The organism is Prevotella communis, assembly GCF_022024175.1.
Taxonomy (GTDB): Bacteria; Bacteroidota; Bacteroidia; order Bacteroidales; family Bacteroidaceae; genus Prevotella; species Prevotella communis.
This window is the reverse complement of sequence record NZ_CP091794.1, coordinates 511,036-529,417: the sequence shown is the minus strand read 5'-3', so window position 1 is coordinate 529,417 and position 18,382 is coordinate 511,036. Positions and strand designations below refer to the sequence as shown.

At 52.9% G+C, this 18,382-nt stretch carries 11 protein-coding genes and 2 tRNA genes; 10 read left to right on the top strand and 3 right to left on the bottom strand.

Features of this window, described 5'->3' with window-relative positions; genetic code table 11:
* Window positions 1-4 precede the first annotated feature (4 nt).
* On the top strand, window positions 5-397 hold the full coding sequence (locus tag L6466_RS02065) for an FMN-binding protein (protein WP_091852702.1): 393 nt from the start codon (window positions 5-7) through the stop codon (window positions 395-397).
* A gap of 9 nt (window positions 398-406) precedes the next feature.
* Here the strand turns inward: L6466_RS02065 and L6466_RS02060 are convergent, their stop codons facing one another.
* Together L6466_RS02060 and L6466_RS02055 are read right to left on the bottom strand one after the other, a co-directional pair.
* A complete protein-coding gene (locus L6466_RS02060; protein WP_091814101.1) occupies window positions 407-910 on the bottom strand; it encodes a gamma carbonic anhydrase family protein in 504 nt (167 codons plus the stop codon).
* 60 nt (window positions 911-970) lie between these two features.
* Window positions 971-1,058: transfer RNA gene (locus L6466_RS02055), tRNA-Ser, on the bottom strand.
* Window positions 1,059-1,168: 110 nt separating this feature from the next.
* Here L6466_RS02055 and L6466_RS02050 point away from each other — a divergent pair.
* From L6466_RS02050 to L6466_RS02035, 4 genes are all read left to right on the top strand, one after another.
* On the top strand, window positions 1,169-3,745 hold the full coding sequence (locus L6466_RS02050; protein WP_237802233.1) for an endonuclease MutS2: 2,577 nt from the start codon (window positions 1,169-1,171) through the stop codon (window positions 3,743-3,745).
* A 225-nt stretch (window positions 3,746-3,970) separates the two neighbouring features.
* Window positions 3,971-4,405, top strand: coding sequence for a transglycosylase SLT domain-containing protein (locus L6466_RS02045; RefSeq protein WP_091852675.1), 435 nt, complete (start codon window positions 3,971-3,973; stop codon window positions 4,403-4,405).
* 199 nt (window positions 4,406-4,604) lie between these two features.
* Window positions 4,605-5,255, top strand: a complete 651-nt coding sequence (locus tag L6466_RS02040; RefSeq protein WP_176756937.1) for a GDSL-type esterase/lipase family protein — start codon at window positions 4,605-4,607, stop codon at window positions 5,253-5,255.
* A gap of 36 nt (window positions 5,256-5,291) precedes the next feature.
* Window positions 5,292-8,429, top strand: a complete 3,138-nt coding sequence (locus tag L6466_RS02035; RefSeq protein WP_237802234.1) for an outer membrane beta-barrel protein — start codon at window positions 5,292-5,294, stop codon at window positions 8,427-8,429.
* A 77-nt stretch (window positions 8,430-8,506) separates the two neighbouring features.
* On the opposite strand, the gene L6466_RS02030 is transcribed toward L6466_RS02035, so the two are convergent.
* Window positions 8,507-8,579: transfer RNA gene (locus L6466_RS02030), tRNA-Met, on the bottom strand.
* A gap of 213 nt (window positions 8,580-8,792) precedes the next feature.
* Here L6466_RS02030 and L6466_RS02025 point away from each other — a divergent pair.
* From L6466_RS02025 to tamL, 5 genes are all read left to right on the top strand, one after another.
* Complete coding sequence (locus tag L6466_RS02025) at window positions 8,793-9,392, top strand: TetR/AcrR family transcriptional regulator (protein WP_091814082.1); 600 nt, start codon at window positions 8,793-8,795, stop codon at window positions 9,390-9,392.
* Between the two features lie 27 nt (window positions 9,393-9,419).
* The gene (gene fabG / locus L6466_RS02020) at window positions 9,420-10,157 is read left to right on the top strand and encodes a 3-oxoacyl-[acyl-carrier-protein] reductase (protein ID WP_091852666.1); all 738 of its coding nucleotides are present in this window, start codon (window positions 9,420-9,422) and stop codon (window positions 10,155-10,157) included.
* Between the two features lie 211 nt (window positions 10,158-10,368).
* Window positions 10,369-11,106 (top strand): RluA family pseudouridine synthase, encoded by a 738-nt coding sequence (locus L6466_RS02015; RefSeq protein ID WP_091814076.1) that lies wholly within the window; start codon window positions 10,369-10,371, stop codon window positions 11,104-11,106.
* 48 nt (window positions 11,107-11,154) lie between these two features.
* On the top strand, window positions 11,155-15,828 hold the full coding sequence (locus tag L6466_RS02010) for a translocation/assembly module TamB domain-containing protein (protein ID WP_237802235.1): 4,674 nt from the start codon (window positions 11,155-11,157) through the stop codon (window positions 15,826-15,828).
* A complete protein-coding gene (tamL, locus tag L6466_RS02005) occupies window positions 15,812-18,235 on the top strand; it encodes a translocation and assembly module lipoprotein TamL (RefSeq protein WP_237802236.1) in 2,424 nt (807 codons plus the stop codon). The genes L6466_RS02010 and tamL overlap by 17 nt, the downstream gene beginning before the upstream one ends.
* Window positions 18,236-18,382 lie beyond the last annotated feature (147 nt).

The window sequence follows — 18,382 nt, the reverse complement described above, 5'->3', positions numbered from 1 at the left end:
TAAGATGAAAAAGATTGCTTTGATTTGTGCAGCCGCAGCTGCCGTGGTACTGCTGAGCAGCGCCAAGAAAGACGATGGCATCATGACCAAGGAGAATGGCGCCTATGTCATCAACACCACCGAACTCGGAAAACAGGTGGATGGCTACGTAGGTCCTACCCCTTTGAAAGTGTATATCCGCAAGAACAAGATTGAGAAGATAGAATTCCTGCCCAATCAGGAAACGCCCAAATACTGGAATGCCTGCAAGAAGCACCTGCAGAACAAATGGGATGGAATGAAGGTATCTGAAGCCAAGAAGACCGAGGTCGACGGACGCACAGGTGCCACCTTCTCAAGTAACGCCGTCAAGAAGAACGTAAAACTCGCTATTGAGTATTACGAGAAGAATAAATAAAGATATGAATTAAGATTTAAGATACTCTTTAGCATACTCCACGTAGTGGGCTGCATTATCAGTCTGTCCAGGACGTGTAGGCTTCAGATATTTCGCAGGAACACCGCCCCATATCTCGTGAGGCGGTATTTTTGTATTCTGAAGCACCAGGGCACCAGCAGCCACAATAGCCCCCTCACCAATCTCACAGCCATCCAGCAACGTGGAACCCATGCCTATCAGCGCACCATCGTGGATGGTACAGGCATGAACGGTGACATTATGTCCGATAGTGACATCACTGCCGATATGCGTAGGACCCGTGTCATGCGTCACATGTACACAACTGCCGTCCTGCACATTCGTACGGTCACCAATCGTGATAGGAGCCACATCACCCCTCACCACGGCGTTAAACCACACTGAGCACTGATCACCCATTGTCACATCGCCTACAATCGTAGCGTTCTCACTGAAATAGCAGTCTTTTCCCCACTTTGGAGAAAGTCCCTTGTAAGATTTGATTAAAGCCATACCACCAAAAAGCAAAAATCCCTTGTAAATACTAGATTCACAAGGGACTTCAAAATGTTTTGGCGGAGAGAGAGGGATTCGAACCCCCGGTGCCTCTCAGCACGGCGGTTTTCAAGACCGCTGTAATCGACCACTCTACCATCTCTCCAGTGTTCGAACTGCATCAAAGCGGGTGCAAAGGTACGGGTATTTTTTCAAACTTGCAAATTTTTCGAGCACTTTTTTGCAAAATAGATGTAAAATGATTAATTTTGCAGCATGATTTACCCTAATAACTTTGAAAATAAGATAGGATTCGACGATATCCGTACACTATTGAAGGAACGGTGTCAGAGTTCGTTGGGTCGCAATATGGTGGACGAGTTGGCATTTTCTTCTGATGCCGACGAAGTAAACGAGTGGTTGCAGCAAGCCAATGAGTTCCGTCGCCTGAAAGAGACGACTGACGATTTCCCCATGCAGTATTTCTTCGACATGCGCGAGTCAATCGCACGCATCCGTCTGACAGGCACCCATCTGGAGGAAAACGAAGTCTTCGACCTGCGCCGCTCACTGGAGACCATCAGCAATATTGTCATCTATCTGAATAAAGGAAACGCATCCGAGGACGAAGAGAAGGTGACCTACACTTACCCTGCCCTGCAGCGCCTGACTACCGACATCATGACGTTCCCTGCCATGATCCGTCGCATAGACTCCATCCTGGATAAATATGGTAAAATCAAGGACGGCGCCTCAATGACGCTGGCCAGCATACGCCACGAACTGCAAAAGACCGAGGGCAGCATCTCACGCACCCTCTATACGATACTGCATGCCGCCCAGCGCGACGGACTGGTAGACAAGGACGCTGCGCCCACCATGCGCGACGGTCGTCTGATGATTCCCGTAGCCCCTGGACTGAAACGTAAGATCAATGGTATTGTTCACGATGAGAGTGCTACAGGAAAGACCGTCTTCATAGAACCTGCCGAGGTCGTGGAAGCCAACAACCGCGTACGCGAACTCGAAGCCGAGGAGCGTCGCGAGGTAATCCGTATCCTCACCGTCTTCACCGACGAGGTACGTCCCCACGTCAAGGAGATTCTTGATTCCTACCGTTTCCTGGCTATCATCGACCTGATTCAGGCGAAGGCCGCCTTTGCCCAACTGACGAAAGCCTTTGAGCCCAAGGTAGAGAACAAGCCGCATCTCGACTGGATCCGTGCCATTCACCCCCTGCTCCAGTTGTCACTGGAGAAACAAGGAAAGAAAGTGGTGCCCCTTGATATCCTCCTCGAACAGGACAAGCGCCTGCTCATTATCTCAGGTCCCAATGCCGGTGGTAAATCCGTGTGCCTGAAGACCGTTGGACTGCTGCAATATATGTTACAATGCGGACTGCCCATTCCCATTGGCGACCGTTCCACCTGCGGCATCTTCAAGAATATCATGATTGATATCGGTGACGAACAGAGCATCGAGGACGACCTGTCCACCTATTCCAGTCATCTGATGAACATGAAGCAGATGATCAAGAACTGCGATGCCCACACCATATTATTAATAGACGAGTTTGGTGGCGGTACAGAACCCATGATTGGCGGCGCCATTGCCGAGGCCGTCCTGAAGCAGTTCTGGCAGAAGAAAGCCTTCGGCGTGATTACCACCCACTATCAGAACCTGAAGCATTTCGCCGACGACCACGAGGGTGTTGTCAACGGTGCGATGCTCTACGACCGTCACCAGATGCAGGCCCTGTTCCAGCTCAGTATCGGTCAGCCCGGTTCCTCGTTTGCCATCGAGATAGCCCGCAAGACCGGCCTGCCTGAGGAAGTCATCAAGGACGCCTCCGACATTGTAGGCCAGGACTATATCCAGAGCGACAAATACCTGCAGGACATCGTACGCGACAAACGTTACTGGGAAGGCAAGCGCCAGACCATCCACCAGCACGAGAAGAACCTCGAAGGACATATCCAGCGCTATGAGACCAACCTCGAGGAGATTGAGCGCGAACGCAAGCAGATCCTGAAGCGCGTCCAACAGCAAGCTGAGGAACTGCTGGCCGAGGCCAACCGTAAGATTGAGAATGCCATCCGCGAGATTCGTGAGGCGCAGGCTGAGAAAGAGCGTACCCGCGAGATTCGCGAAGAACTGCAGGAATTCCGTCAGCAGGTGCAGAGCGACGACACCCGCGGACTGATGAGCGAGGAAGAGTTTGCCAGGAAACTTCGCCAGATGGAAGAGCGCAAGGCACGCAAGGCGCAGCGCAAGGCCGAGAAAGCACAGAAGAAGGAGGAGAGCGACAAGCGCCAACAGACCTTCGGTGCCGAACGCAACAGCGCCAACGACCTCAACCGTCCCCTCCAGAAGGGTGACACCGTGCGTATCAAAGGTCTCAACACCATTGGTACAGTGGAAAACATCCAAGGCAAGCAGATCACCGTTATCTTTGGCGATGTGCGCACGAAGATGAAGGCCGAACAGCTGGAGAGATGCGACAAGGGTAAGGTGAAGAGCGAGGACACCTCCGCAGCCAACAAACATGCCGGTCTGGCTATCCTGACCTCGAAGATGACGCGTGCCACCATGGAAGACCGCAAGCAGAATTTCCATCAGGATATCGATGTGCGCGGCATGCGTGGCGACGAGGCCATAGATGCCGTGATGCACTTCATCGACGATGCTATATTAATAGGTATGTCGCGCGTGCGTATCCTCCACGGCACGGGCACCGGCGTACTGCGCCAGCTCATCCGCCAGTACCTCCGCACTATCCCCAATGTGAGTCATTTCCGCGACGAACACGTACAGTTTGGCGGTGCCGGCATCACCGTTGTGGACATAGACTAAGAAACACCCATTTTCTAACGACGAAAATTAGAATACAATTGACGAAAGTCACGAATTTAACTTAAATAAATACAAAATCAGGCTTCGCTATTAGGAATATTACGAATAATTTCCTACATTTGCAAACAAAGAAAATGGTAAACGTCCCCATCAACGTCTCGTGACGAGACAAGGACGAATGTTTCATCAAGGGCCTTGGCAAAGCCCTCCAAACACATACTAACCATGATGAGAATAGCGAAGCAACTATGCCTGAGCTTATCGATTCTAACTTTGTTGCCCCTCGGCGCTGGGGCGAAAAACAAAGCGGTAAAATCAGGGCCGTTTGACTGGTCATCTGTGATAGAGGCCATCATTCTGGTAGAAAGTGAAGGAAATCCCAAAGCCGTGGGCGGACAGTCAGTGGGTGCCATGCAGATTACCCCTGTTGCCGTACGTGAATGCAACTACATTCTGAAGACACGTGGTAGCGAGAAGCGCTACACCCTGGCAGACAGATTTGATGTGGCCAAGTCAAAGGAGATGTTCCTTCTGATTCAGTCAAAGTACAATCCATCTAACGACATTGAGAAAGCGATTCGTTTGTGGAACGGTGGACCCAACTACAGTCTACGCGCTACCGAAAGATATTATAAAAAGGTACTGAGACGTATGAAGTAATCATTACTAATGTTACTTAGAGATGTTACTTAGAGAAAACACAAAGAAGAAAAAAGAATCCAACAGCAGTGATTGAGGTCGTGCTGTTGGATTTTTTTTGCGATTTATCCTAAAAATCCTTCCTGTTTTATAATTTTCTGCTTATCTTTGTCGCATGATTAGGAAAAACATCATATTCTTTACTGCCCTCTGCCTTTGTATGCTAACCGCAACGGCACAGGCACAGCACGTCAGCTATCGTTCTACGGCCCACTACAATAAACGTGTGGCACAGTTTGAACGCGAGGGCGGCATCAACGAGAACAGTATTGTGATGCTCGGCAACAGTCTGACAGAGAACGGTAAAAACTGGGGCGAGCGTCTAGGTATGGACAACGTGGTGAATCGCGGCATCATTGGCGACAACACCATCGGCATGACGGAACGTCTCTGTCAGATTACACCCCACAAACCCAAAGTCATCTTCCTGATGGCTGGCATCAACAACATGGTAAACGATGCACCGTGTATTGACGTAGCCCAACAGGTCATCGGCTTGATAGAGGCTATCAGACAGCAGACCCCCAACACGAAACTCATTGTGGAGAGTCTGCTGCCCATCAATGAGAAATCGGGGCGTTGGCGCACACTGGCAGGCCGCACCGATGACATCCCCCTGACGAATATGTATATCCGCGCCTATTGCGAATCAAACGACATCACGTTTGTGGACCTCTTTCACCAGATGACCTACCCCACCAGCAACATGCTGAGAGACGAGCTGAGCTACGACGGGCTACACATCACGGAGGCGGGATACGAAATATGGGCAAAAGAAATCAAACGGCAATTAAACCATTGGGAACGTTAGGCGTCTATAAAAACATAAACCCAACGACTAAAATAGATGAACTTACGTTTTTTTACCCTACTATCACTCATCTGCTTGTGCGTGCTTCATGCCAACGCTCAAACAGACAACGTATCAGGACGTGTTATTGACAAGGAGACCAAAGAGGCCCTTGCGAAGGCCACCCTCCAGCTCTACCGTATTGGAAATAAAAAAGACACCACCTTTGTTGGAGGCACCCTCTCCAATGACCGTGGTGCCTTTTCTTTTACGAATGTCAGCGCAGGCACCTATATGCTTAAAATCACTTTCCTGGGCTATCAAGAGCAGAAGAAAGCACTGACAAAAACGAGCACACGTGCCCTTACACTGGGTAGCATCGCAATGGAGCCCAATAGCGTGCTCATCAACGAGGCAGTGGTAACCGCCAATATTCCCAAGATGGTAATTAAGGACGACACGGTGGTTTATAACGCCGACGCCTTCCGTGTGCCCGAAGGATCTGTCATCGAGGCCTTGGTAGAGGTACTGCCCGGCGCTAAAATTGACGAAGACGGAAAAATCAGCGTCAATGGCAAAGAGGTAAAGAAATTCAAGCTCGACGGGCGCGACTTCATGACAGGTAATAATGATGCCGTGATGAAAAACCTGCCCTCATACGTCATCGATAAGGTAAAAGCCTACGACGAGAAGAGTGACCTGAGCAGGATGACAGGCGTTGATGACGGCAACGACGACTTCGTGTTGGAATTCACCACAAAGCGTAGCGCGCGCAACGGCATACAGGCCAATCCGGACTTGGGATATGGTACCGATAAGCGCTATGGTGTGCGTCTCACGGCCATGAAGCCCTTCGGTGATATGCGCTACACCTTCATGGGCAATGCCAACAATGTGAACGACCGCAACTTCTCCGGTCGTGGCGGACGAGGCCGTGGCAACAACAACGGACAGCGCCATACGAAGACGGCCGCCCTGGATATCAGTTATGAGAACCAGCGCAAGGAGAACGGCAGTCAGGTGAAGATGAGCGGACGTGTGACGTGGAGCCACGGTAATACCAACAACTGGAGTCGTACAGGCTCTGAGAGCTTCGTCAATACCCGCGGTGGAGCCTTCTCAAATAGTGTCAGTCAGAGCTACTCGCGCAACAACTCGTGGACTGGCAACATGAATTTACAATGGAGCATAGACTCTCTGACCACACTGTCTTTCCGCCCGAACATCAGTTTCTCAAGTAATGACAACCAAAACGCCTCCAACTCGGCCTCGTTTAATGTGGACCCCTTTGAGTATGTGACCGACCCGCTGAGCACCATGGGACTGCAGGAGCTGAGTCAGGACAGTCTGGTGGTGAACAGTCGCAGCAACAAGTCGCTGAGCTATGGTACCAACAAAAACCTGAGGTCACAACTACAACTCTATAGACGATTGAACAACAAGGGACGCAACATCGCCATCAGCACCAACCTGAGCTATGGCGACGGCGACAACCGCAATGCCAACCTGTCGGGCGTGCATCTGTGGCTACAAAAGAACAGCCTGGGTAATGACTCTACCTATCAGACCAACCGCTACACAACCTCAGACAACAAGAACTACAGCATCTCGCTCGGTACCACCTATACCGAACCGCTCTATATCTTCAAGAAGAAGGAAAATCCTGAGGATACCCTCCAGCAACAAAACGGACGCGGTCCGTTTGGCAATCGTGGCAGAAGGATGGTGGGACAAGAAGGCATCTTCCTGCAGTTGAACTACAACTTCAACTACAGCTTCCAGAAGAATGACCCCAGCACCTACGACCTGCTAGGCATCAGCGAAGAACAGTTTCAGAACGCACTGCTGGACTATCGAGATTTCGGTTTCCTGCCCGAGGACTATGAAGACCGTCTGTCAACCAGTCTGAGTCGCTATTCTGAGCGTACGGAATATGCACATAATGGTGATGTGCAAATCAGACTGAACCGCGAGAAATATAATCTTAACGTGGGTGTGAATATCCAGCCTCAGCGCTCACACTACATCCAGCAGTATCTGGGCAAGCCCGTTGACACGGTGCGCACCGTGGTGAACCTCTCGCCCACCCTGAACATGCGTTACCGTTTTGACCAGTATACCAATCTGCAGGTGCAGTTCCGCGGACAGACTCAGCAGCCTAGCATCACGCAGTTGCTCGACATCTACGATGACACCAACCCACTATCGGTGACAATGGGTAATCCAGGATTAAAACCCTCGTTTACCACCAACCTCAGTTTCAACTTCCAGAAGCAGCGCAAGCCCACCCTCGTGGAAGACAGTCTTGGTTTCCAAGTGCCCAAGAACCAGCGCCACTGGAGTTTCAGCAGCAACGGCTCGTTCCAGCGCACCACCAATTCCATCGGCAATATCGTGACCTACGAAGAGAATACCGGTCGCCGCATCAGTCGTCCGGACAACTTTGACGGCAACTGGAATGCCAGTGGCGGTGTGACGTTCAACATGGGACTTGACACACTGAACCGCTGGGACGTGAGTGGTAGCATTCGTGGTAGCTACCGTCACCAGGTAAGCTATGTCAACCTGAACCGCACGGCAACGCCTGATCGCAACGTGACGCATAGCATCAACGTGTCGCCCGACGTATCGCTGAGCTATCGCAACCGCTGGCTTAACTTCTCACTCAACGGTCAGACAACATACGCTCGCACAGAGAACCGACTCCAGGCTTCACGTAATCTGGACACATGGAATTTCTCTTACGGCGGCAACACACGCATCGATTTAAATCAGCTGAACGGACGCCAGTCGGCCAACGCTTCTTCATGGCCCGTACTATCTACCGACTTCCACGTATATAGCAAGCGCGGCTATGCCGATGCCACTCTGAATACAGACGAACTGATATGGAACGCCCAACTGAGCTATAGTTTCCTACGTGGCAAGGCTCTCACCGTGATGCTGCAATGGTATGATATCCTGCGCGAACAGACCAATTTCAGTCGCACCGTCAATGCCAACGGTTGGCGCGACCAAGAGGTTAATGCCATCAACTCGTATGCCATCCTCCACATCAGCTATCGCATGAACTTCTTCGGCGGCCGCGGCAGCAGCGGATGGGGCGGCGGCGAAGGCGGTCGAGGCAATCGTAGCGAAGGCTTTGGCGGAGGCCGAGGCGGACGCGGCGGCTTCGGTGGCGGTGGACGCAGATAACAGAAGAAAAGAAGCCCAGCGGTTGCTGGGCTTCATCATTATCAACAAAAAAAAGAACGCAAATGCGTTCTTTGTAGTTGCGGAGGCAAGACTCGAACATGCGACCTCCAGGTTATGAGCCTGGCGAGCTACCAACTGCTCCACTCCGCGATATTCAACCAATAATCAAAAACATGGAATCAAAACCATTGTTTCCTGTTTTGCGGGTGCAAAGGTACTACTATTTTCCGAGATATGCAAATTTTCATGCATCTTTTTTTCTTTTCCCCATAATTTATGCTAAAAAACTTGGCAGTTTAAAACAAAACCACTAATTTTGCACATGTTTATAAAGTGTGCAAAAGCTAAATTTCGCAACAAGCAATGTCAATATCCAAAACCAGACAACTACTCGTAGATGTGGCTCGCCAACTGTTCGCCAAGAACGGATTGGAGAATACCACGATGAATGATATCGCGCAAGCCTCTGGCAAGGGACGTCGCACACTTTATACCTATTTTAAGTCAAAAGAGGACATCTACTACGCCGTTATCGAGACCGAGCTGGAGCGTCTTAGTGACAAGCTCGACGAGGTAGCCGCTCGCAAAATCAGTCCGCAGGAGAAGGTCATCGAACTCATCTACACCCACCTCAGCATGATTCGTGAAACCGTGGTGCGCAATGGTAACCTGCGTGCCGAGTTCTTCCGCAACATCTGGATGGTAGAGAAGGTGCGCCGCCATTTCGACGATGCCGAGGTAGAGCTGTTCCGCAAGGTATTTGCCGAGGGCAAGGAAAGTGGCGAGTTTGATATCGACAACGTAGATCTTGTGGCCGACATCACCCACTATTGTATCAAGGGACTGGAAGTGCCTTATATCTACGGACGCATAGCCCGCGGCATGACCGAGGAAGCCACCAAGCCCCAGGTAGCCAAGTTCGTCTATGGTGCTCTGGGCAAGAAAGTGAAGATAAAAGATTAGAATACATTTTATATAAAAGTTTAGAAAATGGGATTATTAGAAGGTAAGACTGCGCTGATCACTGGCGCAGCACGCGGTATCGGAAAGGCTATCGCACTGAAGTACGCCGCTGAAGGCTGTAACATCGCATTCACCGACCTGCAGGTCAACGAGGAGACAGAGAAAGAGATTGCCGCTCTGGGTGTCAAGGCCAAGAGCTACGCCTCTAATGCTGCCGACTTCGCTCAGACCGAAGAGGTTGTCAAGGCCGTTAAGGAAGAGTTCGGCTCAATTGATATTCTGGTAAACAATGCTGGTATCACCAAGGACGGACTGATGCTCCGCATGACTGAGCAGCAGTGGGACGCTGTCATCGCAGTAAACCTGAAGTCAGCATTCAACTTCATCCACGCTTGTGTGCCCGTGATGATGCGTCAGCGTGGTGGTTCTATCATCAACATGGCCTCTGTAGTAGGTGTTCACGGTAATGCCGGTCAGGCCAACTATGCCGCTTCAAAGGCAGGCCTCATCGCCCTGGCTAAGAGTATCGCCCAGGAGATGGGTCCCAAGGGTATCCGTGCCAACGCTATCGCTCCTGGCTTCATCGAGACAGCCATGACCGCTGCCCTGCCTGAGGATGTACGCAACGAGTGGAAGCAGAAGATTCCCCTCCGTCGTGGTGGACAGGTTGAGGATATCGCCAACGTAGCTACCTTCCTGGCTTCAGATCTGTCAAGCTATGTCAGCGGTCAGGTTATTCAGGTTGACGGTGGTATGAACATGTAAGCATCCGTTTGCAGATACACACACAACGGCTCCTGAAGCATTCCGCCTCAGGAGCCGTTTTTTTGTTTCAATTGTTCCCATAGTTTTTAATTTGGGGTTTTAATCGTACCTTTGGACTGGTGCTCGAAGGTACTCACGTTCGAAAAAACTCAAATAAATTTGGTTTTTTACTCACTTAATCGTACCTTTGCAGGCAAGAAAAGACAAAAGCATGCAAGTAGTCTACGAAGACAACCATATTATCATAGTCAACAAGGAAAGCGGAGAGATTGTGCAGGGTGACAAAACTGGCGACCGCCCCCTTTCTGAAATTGTGAAAGACTACATCAAGGAGAAATACCAGAAACCCGGGGCCGTGTTCCTCGGAGTGGTACATAGACTGGACCGTCCTGTAAGTGGTCTGGTGGTCTTTGCCCGTACCTCAAAAGCCCTCACCCGCCTCAATAAGATGTTCGCCGAAAAGGACAATATCAAGAAGACGTACTGGGCGATTGTTGAAAGGGAAAAGGGAATAGTGAAAAGTGAAAAATTTGCTACCGCGACGCCAGCAGATCTCCAAAATTCCGGGTATTTATTAGAAAATTGGCTGGTCAGAAACGAGCAGCAGAACAAGAGTTATGCCTACGACCACGAGGTACCCCGCTCGAAGAAGGCGCAGTTGCGCTACAGGGTGCTGACCCAGGGCGACAACTACGACCTGGTGGAGGTGGAGCTGCTGACAGGCCGCCATCACCAGATACGATGCCAGTTGTCCGCCATCGGCCGTCCTATCAAGGGTGACCTGAAATATGGTGCCAGGCGGTCGAACCCCGACGGCAGCATCTCGCTGCAGAGCCACCGCATAGAGTTCGTTCACCCCGTGAGCAAAGAGACTATCTGCATCGAGGCCCCCATCCCCAATGATTCGCTCTGGGAAAAGCTGGCAGAAGGAGCAAAACTAACGTCTTGACTCCTTAACTCCTTTAACTCCTTAACTCCTCAGATTTAACTCCTCAGAATGAAATCCCGTCTGAAACATATTGCCATCATCGCCGCGGTAACGGTTGTAGCCGTACTGGCTCTGCCACTGCTGATCTATGTGCCGCCCATCCAGAACTGGCTGGTGCAGCAGGTGGCCGAAGTGGCTTCAGAAAAGACGGGCTACGACATCACCGTGGAGCACGTGGATTTGTGTTTTCCGCTGGACCTGGGCGTTGACGGCGTCACCGTGGTGCAACAAGGTGACACGATAGCCGACATCCACAGGGCGGTGGTAGGCATCGGACTGATGCCCCTGTTGGCCGGTGATATCGTGGTAGATGAACTGGAGTTGCAGGAGTCGCGCATCAACACACTCGACCTGATCAGCGACGTACAGGTGAAAGGTGCGCTGGGCCGCTTCTCACTGAGTCCCAGCAAGATACAACTGGCCAGCAATCGCGTCAAACTGGGCGATGCCCTGCTGTCGGATGCCGACATCACCGTATTGCTGAGCGATACCGCCGCCGTTGACACCACCGAGTCGGAGCCCCTGCTCTGGATCATCGACGCGAACAAATTATCCATTATCAATTCTCAATTCTCCATTCACATGCCCGGCGACTCGATGCTGATAGCGCTGAGTGCCGAGAAGATGCAGGCCGACGGCAGTCATATCAACCTGGCAAAGGAGCGCTACGAAGTGGATAAGTTTACCTGGCAGAACGGAACGTTCCGTTTTGACATGCCCTTCGAACCGCGTCAGGAGCCCGGACTGCTGGACTATTTCCACATAGACATGAGCGCCATCAACTGGCAGATAGACTCCCTACTCTACGCCAGTCCGGTGACCAGGATGAACGTGCGTCATGCGGCGATGAAGGATGTATGCGGACTGGTGGTCAACGAGCTCAGCGGTGCCGTCAGCCTCGACGACAAAGCCATCCACCTGCCCGGCATGACCCTGCAAACGCCCTACACCAACATCTATGCGAGGGCCGACGTAGACTTCAACGTAGCCGACTCGGTAGCCCCCGGACAGATGGACATCACGCTGGATGCACAGATGGGCAAGCAGGACGTGGCATGGTTTTATAACGGCATGGATATGAGTCGTTTGCCCGAATGGCCCCTGCAACTGAAAGGCGACGTAAAGGGCAACATGCAGCACCTGGCGCTGAACGTCCAGCAACTGCTGTGGCCCACGATGCTGGAAGCCAATGCCCGCGGCACCATCAGTAACCTGACGGATCCAGACCACATGGAGGCCGACGTAGACCTGTATGCCAAGAGCTACGACATGCAACCACTGCTGGCCACCTTCGACGTACCCACGAAAGACATCAGGATTCCCCACGGACTGAGCATCGACGGTAATGTGCAGGTGGACGGACAGCGCTATATGACCTCGCTGACCGCCTATGAGGGTAAGGGCACGGCCAAACTGGGCGCCTTCTTCGACGCCAGACAGATGGCCTACGACGCGCAGGCCGATGTGCAGAACATGGACCTGAAGCATTTCCTGCCCAACTATCCACTTTCGACTCTTAACTCTCAACTTTCAATTTCAGGCAAGGGCACCGACTTCATGCAGCGCAGCACCTGGATGGATGCCGACGTGAACATAGCGCACCTGGGCTACGACAAATACAACATGGATGATATCAAGATGCAGGCCCACCTGAAGAACGGGCACGCCATGATAGACCTGATGACCTGTAACGCACTGGTTGACGGCACGCTCAACATGGACGTGAGCATCAGTAAGGAGGGCAAGCGCAACAGCATCCTCTCGACACTGTCTACCCAGATGAGTCATATAGACCTCTATGCCCTGGGCGTCACCCCCGACCCGCTGACCATCGGACTGGCAGGCGACTTCGAGGTGAACAGCAACCTGAACGACACCCACCGCCTGAGCGGACTGATAGACCATATCTACCTGCGCGACTCCATGAAGAGCTACCGGCCGGAGAAAGTGGGCATCCTGATGAACCTGAGACCAGACACCACCTACCTGCGGGCACAGAGTGGTTCGCTGATTGTGAAACTGGATGCCAGCGGTGGCTACCAGCCTCTGGTCAACCAGCTGTCGGTACTGGCCGACAGTGCGGTGTCACAGTTCAACCGCCGCGTCATAGACCAGCCCACTTTGAAGGCACTGTTGCCCACGGCACGCCTGTACCTGACCAGCGGGCGCGACAACCCCATGTCGGACTTCCTGAAATCGGTGGCCAACACGGACTTCCAGGAACTGCTGATCGACGTGAACACATCGCCCATCACGGGTATCAACGGCGAAGCTCATTTGTTCAGCCTGAATGCCGACTCCACACGCATAGACTCCATCTACGTGACACTTATAGACAAGCCCAACCACGGACTGACCTTCCAGAGCCGTATAGCCAACAACCGCAGGAATCCGCAGTTTGTCTTCACCGCCACCATCGACGGACTGCTGCAGGAGCACGGTGCCAGTCTGGGCGTACGCTTCTATGACGACAAGGACCAGTTGGCCCTGCGCCTGGGAGCAAAGGTAGAGATGGAGCACAACGGACTGCGCTTCCACCTGTTGCCCAGCAACCCAACTATCGGCTACCGGGTGTTCACGCTCAACGACGACAACTTCCTGTTCCTCCAGAACAACCTCAGGCTACAGGCCAAGGTGAGTCTGCTGGCCGACGACGGCACGGGTGTGAGGGTCTATTCGGAAGACCAGAACTCTACGCTGCTGCAAGACCTCACCATCAGTTTGAACCGTTTCGACCTGGACAAGCTGACGGCCGCCATCCCCTACATGCCCCATATCACAGGTCTGCTGGACGGTGACTACCACCTGATGATGGACGAGCAGAAACAGATATCCGTGGCCAGCGACATGCAGGTAAGGAACATGAGCTACGAGGGTTGCGACATGGGTACGCTCAGCACGGAGTTTGTGTATATGCAGCGCGAGGACGACACGCACGCCGTAGAGGGCACACTGGCACAGAACGGACGTGAGGTGGCCACCTTCAGCGGTAACTACAGGAACAAGAAGGTGACCGGTGGCAACGAACAAATAGACGGTACGCTGAACCTGATGCGTGCACCGCTCGACCTGCTCAACGGTTTCATACCTGACCAGCTGATTGGCTTCGAGGGCTATGCCGAGGGTGAGATGAGCGTGGAAGGTTCGCTGAGCCAGCCCAACGTCAACGGTGAGGTATACGTCGACTCGGCCTTCCTTATCAGTCAGCCCTACGGCATCCGCCTGCGCTTCGACAATGACCCCGTACGCATACAGCAGTCGAAGTTGCTGCTGGAGAACTTCACCATGTATGCCTATAACGATAACCCGCTGAATATCATGGGTAATATCGATTTCCACGACTTGGACCACATGACGATGGACCTGCGCATGCGTGCCACCAATTACCAGTTGATCAACTCACGACAGACGGCGAAATCGATAGCCTACGGTAAGGGATACGTGAACTTCTACGCCAGCATGAGCGGACCGGTGGAACGCCTGAAGATGCGCGGACGACTCGACGTGCTGGGCACCACCGACCTGACGTACCTGTTGCTCGACTCACCGCTGTCGACCGACAACCAGTTGGACGAGCTGGTGAAATTCACCGATTTCAACGATACCACACAGACCGTCGTACACCGTCCGGCACCTGGCGGACTGGATATGGACCTGCGTATCAGCATCGACCCAGGCACCCACGTGAAATGCGGCCTGAATGCCGACTTGAGCAACTACGTGGACCTCTTTGGCGGTGGCGACCTGCGCATGATCTACAGTACGGACGAACTGCGGCTCACCGGACGCTATACGATGACCAGCGGACAGATGAAATACTCACTCCCCGTGATACCCCTGAAGACATTCACGATTCAGGACGGCAGTTATGTGGAGTTCACTGGCGACGCGATGGACCCCACCCTGAACATCACGGCAACGGAGCATACCAATGCCAGTGTAGGACAGGAGGGCGAACAGACGCGCAGCGTGGCCTTCAACTGTGGCGTGGCCATCACAGGCTCGCTCAACAAGATGGGACTGGAATTCATCATTGAGGCGCCTGAGGACTACAGCATCAACAGCGAACTGAGTGCGCTGTCAACCGAACAGCGCAGCAAACTGGCTGTCACGATGCTGACCACGGGCATGTATCTGGCCGACGGCAACACCAGTGGTTTCTCCATGAACTCGGCCCTCAGTTCGTTCCTGGAGAGCGAGATCAACAATATCACGGGTAACGCCCTGAAGAGCGTGGACCTGAGCGTCGGACTGAACAACAGTACCGATGCCACCGGACAGACCCATACCGACTATTCGTTCAAGTTCGCCAAACGTTTCTGGAACAACCGTCTGAAGGTGCAGATAGGCGGTAAGGTGTCATCGGGCAACGATGCCGCCCAGCAGAACGGCCAGAACCAGTCGTTCTTCGACAATGTCACGATGGAGTACCGCCTCAGTCCTACGTCCAACCAGTACGTCAAACTGTTCTACGACCAGAACTCATACGACTGGCTGGAGGGCTATACCAGCAAATACGGCGGCGGCTATATCTGGAAGAAGAAGCTGCAGAGACTGAGCGAGCTCATCAAGCCTCAGAAAACAGAACTCCGCCCTCAGACATCAGACATCAGACGTCAGGCCTCCGCCCTCAGACCTCAGACGTCAGACATCAAACCTCAAAGAAATGACTCGATACGCTAAACTCCTGATCCTACTGGTTGGCATGGTATGCCTGTCGGCTTGCTCCACTACGAAGCATGTGCCCGATGGTGACCAGTTGTTTACCGGTCTGACAAAGATAGAATACAAGAACTATGTCGACGATGACAACTTCATCGCCACGCAGGAAGAGGTGGAGGCTGCACTGGCCACGGCGCCCAACGGTGCCCTCTTCGGCAGCAGCTACTATCGCACGCCATTCCCCTACGGACTGTGGATATGGAACTATGCCTACGGCTCCAGCGGCAAGATCAAGAAATGGCTCAACAAGTCATTTGGCAAGGCCCCAGTGCTGATGAGTCAGGTGAACCCCGCCCTGCGTGCCTCGGTGGCCCAGTCGGTACTCCGCAAGAACGGCTACATGCACGGTCAGGTGACGTATGAGGAGAAGCCCCAGCGCAATCCGAAAAAGATGAAGATAGGCTATACGGTGACCCTCGACACGCTGTTTACGATTGACACCCTGAGCTACGTGAACTTCCCACCGCAGATGCAGGCGCTGATAGACTCCACGCAGCAGGAGGCGCAGGCCAGGAAAGGCGACCCGTTCAATGTGGCCACACTGGATGCCGAGCGCTCACGTCTCAGTCAGTTGTTCCGCAACAACGGCTACTACTATTACCAGTCGGGCTACGCCAGTTACCTGGCAGATACCTTCGACGTGCGCAACAGGGCGAAACTGCGTCTGCAGCTGGCCGATTCGCTGCCGGAACAGGCCCTGCATCCCTGGTATGTGGGCAACATCAGGATGCAACTCCGTGAGAGTTCCCGTCAGCAGATGACGGACAGCATCGGCCGCCGCTTCCTGAAGATTTTCTATGGCACAGGCAAGAAACATGCGCCTATCAGTCCGCGTGTCATCCTGCGCGACCTGAAACTGCGTCCACGCCGACTGTTCAGTTATGCCGACTACTCTAAGTCCATCCAGAAAATCAATGGCACGGGCGTCTTCTCATCCGTCGATTTGCAGTTCACACCGCGTGACCGCGACACGCTCGACCTGACGCTCAACTGCACGTTCGACAAGCCCTGGGACGTGTATCTGGAGACCAACTTCGTGAACCGTACCATCGGTCGCATGGGACCTGAGCTGAAACTGGGTTTCACCCGGCGCAATGCTTTCCGTGGCGGCGAGAAACTGGATGTCAACCTGCACGGTTCGTATGAATGGCAGACCAGTTCGCAGGAGTCCAACATGAACACGTATCAGTATGGTGCCGATGCCTCCCTGGAATTCCCGCGCATCCTGCTACCCTTCGTCAGCGACTCACCCAGGCGCGACAAGGACGGAAGGGTGAAGCGCGACAAGAACGGACACGTCAAACGGCCACGACAGTTCTTTGCCACTCCCTGGACCATTGCCAAGGTTTCCACCGACATCATCAACCGCCCCGACTATTACAAGATGCACATCGTGAGCGGTGAGTGGACCTATCGCTGGCAACCACGTGAGAGCAAGCGTCATGAGTTCTCGCCCATCACCCTGAAATACCAGTATATCAACACCCGTACGGCACAGTTCAATGAGCTTCTGAACCAGAATCCCTACCTGATGACCGCGATGGATGACTACTTCATACCCAAGATGCGCTACACCTTCACCTATCAGGGTTCGGCCAAGAAGCACCACTCGCCCGTACGCTGGGAGACCACGATAGAGGAGTCGGGCAACGTGACGGCACTCTATGACGTGCTGATACAGGGCAACGGATGGAACCAGAAGGAGAAGACGCTCTTCAAGAACCCCTACTCCCAGTACGTGAAGATTGAGACCGACGTGACCAAGACGTGGCCCATCGACTCGAAGTCGCAGGTGGTAGGCCATATCAACGCAGGTTGGATGTGGTGCTACGGCAACTCTACCGAGGCACCCTTCAGTGAACGCTTCTACGTGGGCGGTGCCAACAGTATCCGCGCCTTTACCGTGCGCAGCATCGGGCCTGGCGCCTATCCGTCGATGGGCGGCGTGGGCAACAAGCAGATATCGTACCTGTTGCAGAATGGTGACTCCAAACTGGTGATGAACCTGGAGTACCGCCGCCAGCTGGTGGGCAGTCTCTATGGAGCTATTTTCCTGGATGCAGGTAACATCTGGAGCAACAGCGACTATACGCTGAGCTATGGCGACGTGGACGATGACGACCACGATTTCGTGGATAAATGGAACCAGGATGTGTCGGACATGAAGTTCAAGCCCGGCAAGCTCCTCAAGCACCTGGCTACCGGCACGGGCCTGGGACTGCGCTACGACATGGACTTCCTGGTAATCCGTGTGGACTGGGGATTCGGTCTCCACCTGCCCTACGACACGGGCAAGTCGGGCTACTTCAACATCCCCCGTTTCAAGGATATGCACTCCCTGCATTTCGCCATCGGATATCCTTTCTAAGACGATAAGCGTGGCATGAGGAGAGAGGAAAAAGCCGTCATTTATTGTTAAAAAAGGTAGAGCAGAGGCAAATTCTCAATGCTCGATTCTCAATTCTCGATTAAAAGTAGTATCTTTGCCACGAAAATAATAAATACAAATACAAAA

Coding starts and splice junctions, on each gene's coding strand:
- L6466_RS02015 (WP_091814076.1), top strand. CDS start 10,369: ATGCAAGTAGTCTACGAAGACAACCATATTATCATAGTCAACAAGGAA.
- L6466_RS02040 (WP_176756937.1), top strand. CDS start 4,605: ATGCTAACCGCAACGGCACAGGCACAGCACGTCAGCTATCGTTCTACG.
- L6466_RS02010 (WP_237802235.1), top strand. CDS start 11,155: ATGAAATCCCGTCTGAAACATATTGCCATCATCGCCGCGGTAACGGTT.
- L6466_RS02035 (WP_237802234.1), top strand. CDS start 5,292: ATGAACTTACGTTTTTTTACCCTACTATCACTCATCTGCTTGTGCGTG.
- tamL (WP_237802236.1), top strand. CDS start 15,812: ATGACTCGATACGCTAAACTCCTGATCCTACTGGTTGGCATGGTATGC.
- L6466_RS02045 (WP_091852675.1), top strand. CDS start 3,971: ATGATGAGAATAGCGAAGCAACTATGCCTGAGCTTATCGATTCTAACT.
- fabG (WP_091852666.1), top strand. CDS start 9,420: ATGGGATTATTAGAAGGTAAGACTGCGCTGATCACTGGCGCAGCACGC.
- L6466_RS02060 (WP_091814101.1), bottom strand. CDS start 910: ATGGCTTTAATCAAATCTTACAAGGGACTTTCTCCAAAGTGGGGAAAA.
- L6466_RS02025 (WP_091814082.1), top strand. CDS start 8,793: ATGTCAATATCCAAAACCAGACAACTACTCGTAGATGTGGCTCGCCAA.
- L6466_RS02050 (WP_237802233.1), top strand. CDS start 1,169: ATGATTTACCCTAATAACTTTGAAAATAAGATAGGATTCGACGATATC.
- L6466_RS02065 (WP_091852702.1), top strand. CDS start 5: ATGAAAAAGATTGCTTTGATTTGTGCAGCCGCAGCTGCCGTGGTACTG.